Below are 8,373 nucleotides of genomic sequence, written 5' to 3'. Positions count from 1 at the left end.
GTCTCGATGGCTGCTTAGTCTTTTTAATACTGTCTACTTGACAGGGATAAGACCAGATTTAGGCTCTTTTATAATAAAGTTAAAATACATTTAAATCATAAAAAAGAAATTAATCTTTTTAAACAAAAGATTAATTTCTTTTTTATCGCAACTTTCTTTGAAACATCGTGACTTTATTCAAAACATCGCGTCTTTTTTATAAACATCATAACTTTATTTAAAAGCAACAGATGTATTCGTAGCTTTAAAATAAATAGTTACAGTAGAGTAAATAAGTGGAGGAATTATTTAATGTGCAAAAGGAGATTGAGATAATGAGTAGTACGGATATGGTTGCATTTAGAATGTTAGATATATATTATCAGTATTGGATAGAAGAAGGACTTTTTAGTGTTTTAAAACATGATGAGAATATCTTTATTCTAGAAGAAAAGGAATCTAAAAATAAAATAGTTATTACACGAGAAAATCTTATCACATCAGGTATTCCCATATTAGAGGGATATGTATGGTACGGCTTAGAAGAATGTTTTAAGAATTATAATTATGAACTGGACAATAAAAAAATGAAGTATTCTAAAGATAAGGGTTTTTATGCTAACAATTATGCCGAGTATTTTTTTGAATATCTTAAATTAAACGAAGAATTTCAAGGAAGACTTTCAAAAACACAAGTACTGAATTTTAAAATTAATGATGTTGAATTTGAGATTGGTTGTACGAGTGAAACATTTAAATTGATTTTTAATCATATATCAATGTATAAGCATTTTGAGTGGGATCATTACTACACTATTAAATTAAGAAATGTGAAAAAGGAAATGCTTGAAGATTATCTTCAAAATGCATTGTACTATTTGTATAAGCATTCCCCAACGGAGTACTCCAATGATTATCCACATATTTATCAGTATTCTTATTACTATGGTGGTTGGAATGAGATTGAGGGAGTAGATGAAAGTGAATTCATTAAAAATTTCAGCTTGGGTAAGTATACTGAAGCGTTAGCTTTTTACAATGAAGGAAAATTAAATCGTAATTTTTTAAGTTTTTATAAAGTACTAGAATATTTCTTTTTAATTAATAGAAAAGATGAATTTAAATCATTAATTCTCGACTATAACCAAAATGATGATATGGATAAAGTTCTTAAAGAAATAACTAAAGTTTATAAAACAAAAGAGGATGACCTATTGGAAGTTCTTTTGAATAAAATAAACAATTTAGAACCTATAATGGATACAGCATTTTCAAAGGGATTAATAAGTAGTAAAGACAATAAGAAAGAATTTGCAAAGAAATTATATGAGTATCGTAACAGTAGAGTACATGGGAAAAAGGATACAAACCTAAATTTACTAGTACCGTCAATGTTAGATTTCAATAGTAATGATGAATGGGAGCTAGTAATTGAAGATGTCGCTGATTTGGTTATAAAACAATTTTGTTATTCATAATTAATTCCCTCTTATTGAAGAAGTTTTTATGCCACAACCGAAGCAATGCGGAGGGCGTAGTATAATTGCAACTAATCTACAAAAAACATAGTTGTTTTGCAACCAAATTTAATTTACATCACACTGGAAACAGGTGTTAAAATTTCTCTAACTAAATTTTCATGAATGCTATGTATTACTTGTTCTATTTTTGGAAGAACTTCTTTTGGGATATGTAACAGTTGAATTGAAAATTTGAACTCATGCACTACTTGACCATTTTGCAAAAATAAGAATCTAATAAGGCTAGATTTATAGTTGCTATTAGTCTCTAAATTTAAATCTAATATTATGTTATCTATATTGTTATATGGAATGGATTGAAGTGAGATGTTTTCATATTGATTAGTTCTTGAAGATGTACTACTTGTTGTGCGTCTGATCTTAATCATTTTGTTTTGAAGGGATATTTTAATGTTTTCTTCACTTAATACACTTGGATCATTATTATTATGTGTGTATTCGTCAGTTCTAATATTAAAAGAAAGTATACCGTTATTTAAAGTTTCATAAATTTCAAGTGGTATCGAATCAAATATTAAAGTCATTGTATCCGTCCTTCCATTTTGAAAAATACAGAATATTTTGTTGCAACTTAATTATATCATTTTTAAATAAATTATGCGGACTTCAGTAAGTTTTAACAACATATGTGTAGCTTTGAAATAAAGTTTGATTAAAAATCTCCCATAAATCCTTATTTTACGGCATATAAAATGAATCTACTTTGAAAAAAGATTGATCAAAATGTGAGTTTTTCTTACGTTATTAGATGATCATTTTTAGGTTCGTTTTGTTGAATATTAGCGCTCGTTAGCTGAATCTGTTCATCTATTATCAAATAATACCCACTCTTATTAAATATAACATTTTAAGTATAAAATCCCCATGCAACTTCAGGTGTAGATCCAGCCCGCTATTAGTTTCTTATTAAGCAAATCTGTTCCTATAGTAAAACCAGAAACCTACCCTTAGACAAAAGATATCGTAACATTTTTATAAACGTCGTGACTTTATTCAAAACGTCGCATCTTTTTTATAAACATCGCGACTTTATTTCAAATCCACAAAAGACATAAGCTGCTGGATATATCATATTTATTATGATTTGAGCAAGGTCACCGTAAACGTGTTGCAAGTTAGGTGGAATAGGGTAAGGACTGCAAACAAAACATGTAACTGTTGGGTTGAAATAAAGTTTGATTATAAATGCTTTGAAAATCCTTATTGAATGAGCACTAAAAAGAATCCAATTTGAAAAAGATTAATCAAAATGGATTCCCATGTTAAAAGTCTAAATGTAGATTTTAAAAAAAGATTGATCAAAACTGATGAACAGGTAAGCGAATAGTGCAGAAAATACTTAACACCAGTACAGGGATCCAACTCTCTTTAGTGGATGGAAGTTTCACTTTATCCTGCAATCTCTGCTGAAGAGAGCCCCTCATGAATATTTCCGCTTACAATGATAGAATGTCCCCAAAATATATCTCCATCCAAAAAGAATATTTCAAAATCACCTTCTGAATAAACGCTTAAGCTGCTTAATGTGATGGAATCGATGAACATTTCTTTTGTAATTTCGTCGATTTCTGCTTCATCATTATCTTGTAGCCATTCATTTGCTAACTCTACCAGTTCTTTTGCAGCGTACATTTTCATTTTCATGTTCCATTCATCTTGCTCTTTGAAAAGTGCATGTGCTGTTTCCAGTGCAGACTTCATCATATGTTTGTCTTCATTCCAATCAAAATATAAATGACATTCTTCACCAGCCCAAGACATTCTCTTTTCAAAAGTTTTCACTCTTTTATCAAGTTCAAACTCACCCAACATCACATCATGATAAAAAACCGGTTTCATCTCATCTTGTAAGATGATTTCCAACTCATCATCTTTATATGGTGTTTCCAAAACCTTAACAAGCATCAATGAATTTTCTGACTTGCGCACCTGTAATGTTACAACTGTATTTGCTGTCAAAATGTCTTTTGATTTTCTCCATTCTGCATCATCAACCAACCATGCGAGTCGTATGTCTTCTTTTGTAATCGTTTCATTGTTATGTAAGTCTTTCCACGCAATCAAATCAATTGACGCAGTCCACAAAATGTTGTCACCGCCTTTTGATGCACCGATTCCTAATGCCCCTGTGACAGCTGCTATTTCAAACACATTTTCTGAGAATCTATTTTCAAATCTACTTATTTCACTTGATTTACTCAATTTCGTATACATTCCCTTCATCACCCACAGGCATAAGTACTTTGTGAGTTTTCCTGTTCTATTATAATTGGTCTATGTTTTGTAACAAAAACGAACGTTTATGTCACGTTTGTATTTTAAAATAGTGAGCTTCATAACTCTTGAATTCATTGTAACAAAATAATGTATCAAATAAACCCTTACTTCATAAACGGGCGCACATGAAGTGTTCACATAGTGGACACTTTTTATTTAGTAAGAGATAAAGCGTTGCACCTTTTTTATAAACAGTTAATCTTTATTTTAAATCCACACAATAAGAAAAAAGTATCTATGATTATTAAAGTGGCCCACCTTCAAAACCAATAGGCCATCCATTGTCTTTAAATTTTACTTTATACTGAAACTCAAAGATACCTTCATAAATAAATGCTAAACTAAAACCAGGAAATATATAATCGTCAAAATTAACCATCTATCCAAAACATATTGTGGATAGATAGTAGTTCTTCATTTCTTGATTAGGGAAGAATTTCTGTAAATATTTTAATGCACGGCTTATATGTAGATGGAGTTCATCGAATATTTTTTCTGCCATTTCGATAATCTCCACATCGGGATTTTCATTATTCCCTTGAATAAAAATCTCCACATCTTCCCATTCTCCGATATTAATACTATAAAACCACCGTTCTTGAATGAGATACTTCTCATTTTCGTATACAGTAGGATTAACTAAGTTTAATTTTTTCACCTCATCTTTAGTTAGCGGTTTATCAAGAATAAGCTTTTTATGCAAAATATCTTTGCTATTAGAGACAATATATTTAGATTTGTTTAATTCTAAAGAGTCCATTTTCCACCACATAAATTATAAAATAAAGTAAATTACCCTTAATTATATCATCATACCTATTGAACTATCTTGCACTGTTAGTTCAAAAAGAATTAAACAACAACTTTATTATCTCTTAACATATGAAAACAATTATTTACGACGCCTTCTCTTTGCTTTTTTTCGCTGATTTGTTTGACTATATTTTTTTATATGAGTGCTTTTGCCCCTATTATAATTAGGTAACTTTAATATAAGAACAGAAATTGTAGAAAATATGCCAAATATAAGGATTGCTATCATCCAAAGGTTAATGTCATAGTCATATAGCTTACTAAAATACTTCTTGTCACGAGTAATATAGCTTACATTACTGTCAATTGCTTCGAGGGTGTAGGGAATAACCCAAGAGGAACCAATTAACATAACAATTGTTCCAAGAATGAAACTAAGTATATGTTTTATCATGTTCTGTTCTCCTTTAAGCATGTTTAATGTATACGTTCATATAGTATATATGGTTTTGCTGCAAAGATTGTATTTATTTGAAGGAGTAATATAAATTTCTATTGGAGTCTATTTTTATAAATGGGTTTTCACGACATCACAGTCAATACATGAAAAGCAAATAACTCGAAATAAGAAAATTGGTATCTCTAAGAGAAAATATATTTTTGTGTTCTTGTGTGTTATAAAATTCTTAAGTTGATTGGGTATGTGGCGCTCTCTCAGAATTGAATAATTTAAAAATCGTAGAAAGATTAAATTTCTACGATTTTTCTTATTAGGGGTAGCACATATCGCTATCAAGCTAAGAAATTATGATAAATAAAAAAAACTAAAGTTAGCTTTTTATAGGAAATTATTTGATTTAATCAGACTTTATTTTAATAGAATATTTGGTATAATTTAGGTGGTGTTATATTTTTATCAAAGGAGATTAATAATGAGTGGTTTAAAGAAAGTATTTTCTTTAATTTTTAATAGTAAAAAGAAAGAAATTAAGAATAACGATCATAAAGAAGTAGCCTCAAAAGTAATGAATTATTTCATTGAACTAGAACATTTTAATTTTATGAATTGTGATAAAGAATCATTAAGCCTTTTTAATTTTAAGAATTATTTTCATAGAGAACCTAATGTTGATTACTTTGATTTTATAAGGCCCAATGGTTCACCTCAAAATTATATGCAAATGTTTCTACAAAAAAAGGGAGAAAGTGCAAAAGGTAAGTATTTAATGGATGCAAAAGCATCGTTATTCTATTTACCTGTTGCAAAAGAAGAAGTGCTAAGATACTTTTCTAATGAATTTGACAAGAAAATTAGTTTTACTGATTTTCAAGGATTCCCTAATAGTTTTCTTATTCATATTCAATTAGATCATATGCTAAAGCCAATAAAGGATACAACATTAGAATCCAGTGTGGTAGTTAGTCCTATAATTAAGTATTTTCTTCGCCCTGGAAAAAGTTTAAAAGATCTAGAGATGGATTTAATAAGTGCAATAACGTCAGTAATTGAAAGTGAAAATTATAGTAAAATTAGTAATGATTTAGAATTTACTGAGTCTGAAGAACACGTAGAATTGGCTAAGAGTATAAAGTTTATACATGTTAGATATAAAAATTGGTTAGAACTTTCTCGGAACATTCAAAGCACATTGAAATCATACATAAAACATAGCCACTTCGATAAAGAAGGAGTTTTTCGATTTTCTAGTGATAAGGATTATGAGAAAAATATTCGACTTACATACAAAGAATATGTTGGAGTAAATAGTTTCTATATTGAAGATTTGGAGAAAGTAAAATATAACATTAAATATGAAAAGATAGGTAAAGCATTAAAAACATATTTAGCCTTAGATAACTGGGAAACATTAAAAAACTCAGGAGAAAGAGTAGACTTTTTTAATAATGAGAGTATTAGCGAAATAAAAAGAATTTTACGAAATATCCCAATTACGAGATGGCCTTCAGGTTTTCCGCTAGGTTTAATGCAGCAGGTAGCTTTAAATCTTATTATTGCAAATTCAAAGGAAAAAGAGGGTTTTATTTTTTCTGTAAACGGTCCTCCCGGTACTGGTAAAACTACATTGTTAAAAGATGTATTTGCAAATATTATTTTTGAAAAAGTAAAGTTTTTAAAGGAAACACAGGATTTATTTACTAAAATACAATTTTCTGAGGGACAAGAGGATTATTATTATTCTTTTCATTCAAAACTTAAAGAATATCGTATTTTAGTTACATCAAATAATAATGCTGCTGTTGAAAATATAAGTATGGATTTGCCTAAAGATGAGGAATTATTGAAAAACAATTACAAGTTTTTAGGATTTAGCAAGGATGAAAGTTGCTGGGGTAAAATATCAGCCGCAATGGGGAAATCAGCAAATATAAAAGAATATTTTCAAAATATTTCAGACGAGCTTAATGATCTGTGTAATGTACATGAAAATGCTGAGTATTCTTTTGATAGTTTAGAAAAACAGATATCAAGTATGATTAAAACCGCACAAGTAATCGATGATTTTGATGATATTGATAACGAAAAATGGCAATCATCAAAAAAACAATTTGTTAATATTGATGGTGATGATGAAGGAGATCGTATTAATTGTGTTCGGAGTAAGCTATTCAAAACAATGATGGATGAATATTGTACTTTCTTAATTAAAAACCAGGACAAAATAGAAAAAAATTTAACTTTAGCAAAGGCCTATTTTTTAGGAGGGAAAGAAAAAGTAAATCTTGATTCTCAAATTAATGAAAAGCAAAGGGAAGACTTCATCCAAGCGATGTTTGATACCATATTTCTACTTACACCTATAATTTCTTCAACATTTGCTTCTGTTTCAAGATTTTTAAGGGATTTGAAAACGGAAGATATTGGTTGGCTGTTTATTGATGAGGCAGGTCAAGCTACACCGCAATCTGCAATTGGGGCCATTTGGCGTTCTAGAAATGTTGTGGTGGTAGGTGATCCATTACAAATACCTCCGGTTGTAACATTGAGTGATGATCAGCTCAAATTAATAGCAAATGAAAGTGCTGGAATTACGAGTGAAAGCTCATTTTTCTATCATTTAACTAGAAGTGAAGTAAGTGTACAAGAATTTGCTGATCTTAATAACAAATTTGGCGGAACAATGAGTGACTCCAAAAATAACACAAAGTGGTTGGGGTCACCGCTTCGTGTTCATAGACGTTGTGAGAGCCCTATGTTTGAGATATGTAATAAAACAACATATCAAGACAAAATGTTACATGCGACTAAGACCAAAGATATGGTACAGGATCCAATGTACATGAGTCAATGGTTGAATATAGGAGGAAGAACTACTGGTTCAGGAAATCACTATATTCCTGATCAAGGAAAAAAAGCAATTGAGATCGCCAATAAGTTTACGCAAGATAATCCAGGGAAAGATTGCTATATTATTTCACCTTTTGTAAGTGTTGTTCAAAAGTTAAAACAGATAAACAAAAATTCAGTAGAAAACGAAAAAATAGAGATCGGAACTGTTCATACTTTCCAAGGAAAAGAAGCTCCATTAGTTATTTTAGTTTTAGGAGTAGATGATCAGCGAACAGGACCGTTAGATTGGGCATCCAGTACTCCAAATCTATTAAATGTTGCAGCAAGCAGAGCAAAAAAATATTTTGTTGTAATTGGAAATTCAGATACTTGGGGAAAAAAGGAATATTTTGATACAGCTTTTAAATATTTATCGAAAGAAACTGTAAAGATAGAATAAGAGCGTTATCTAATTTTATTTTTAACGGATTACCCGAAAGAATTCTCCTTCCTCAAGCGTGCGCAGGGCGTAGC

The 8,373-nt window shown here is 29.9% G+C and carries 5 protein-coding genes and 1 pseudogene; 2 read left to right on the top strand and 4 right to left on the bottom strand.

The annotated features are described in order from the left end of the window. Positions 1-314: 314 nt before the first annotated feature. Positions 315-1,457: a hypothetical protein gene (locus CQZ94_RS29405; protein ID WP_105588263.1), complete on the top strand. Its 1,143-nt coding sequence runs from the start codon at positions 315-317 to the stop codon at positions 1,455-1,457. A gap of 113 nt (positions 1,458-1,570) precedes the next feature. Here the strand turns inward: CQZ94_RS29405 and CQZ94_RS29400 are convergent, their stop codons facing one another. From CQZ94_RS29400 to CQZ94_RS29385, 4 genes and pseudogenes are all read right to left on the bottom strand, one after another. Then, positions 1,571-2,044, bottom strand: a complete 474-nt coding sequence (locus tag CQZ94_RS29400; protein WP_105588262.1) for a hypothetical protein — start codon at positions 2,042-2,044, stop codon at positions 1,571-1,573. Positions 2,045-2,909: 865 nt separating this feature from the next. Further along, on the bottom strand, positions 2,910-3,743 hold the full coding sequence (locus CQZ94_RS29395) for a DUF2262 domain-containing protein (protein ID WP_142395965.1): 834 nt from the start codon (positions 3,741-3,743) through the stop codon (positions 2,910-2,912). A gap of 298 nt (positions 3,744-4,041) precedes the next feature. Further along, positions 4,042-4,557: pseudogene (locus CQZ94_RS29390) on the bottom strand (hypothetical protein). A 132-nt stretch (positions 4,558-4,689) separates the two neighbouring features. After that, entirely contained in the window at positions 4,690-5,004 is a 315-nt protein-coding gene (locus CQZ94_RS29385; RefSeq protein ID WP_105588261.1) for a hypothetical protein, read from the bottom strand. Positions 5,005-5,482: 478 nt separating this feature from the next. Here CQZ94_RS29385 and CQZ94_RS29380 point away from each other — a divergent pair, with 478 nt between their 5' ends. Further along, positions 5,483-8,299 (top strand): AAA domain-containing protein, encoded by a 2,817-nt coding sequence (locus tag CQZ94_RS29380; RefSeq protein WP_105588260.1) that lies wholly within the window; start codon positions 5,483-5,485, stop codon positions 8,297-8,299. Positions 8,300-8,373 lie beyond the last annotated feature (74 nt).

It is taken from the genome of Bacillus sp. MYb209 (genome assembly GCF_002975175.1).
In the GTDB taxonomy this organism is placed as follows: domain Bacteria; phylum Bacillota; class Bacilli; order Bacillales; family Bacillaceae_G; genus Bacillus_A.
Note: the sequence above shows the minus strand (reverse complement) of the source record. Positions and strands in the feature narration are given on the sequence as shown.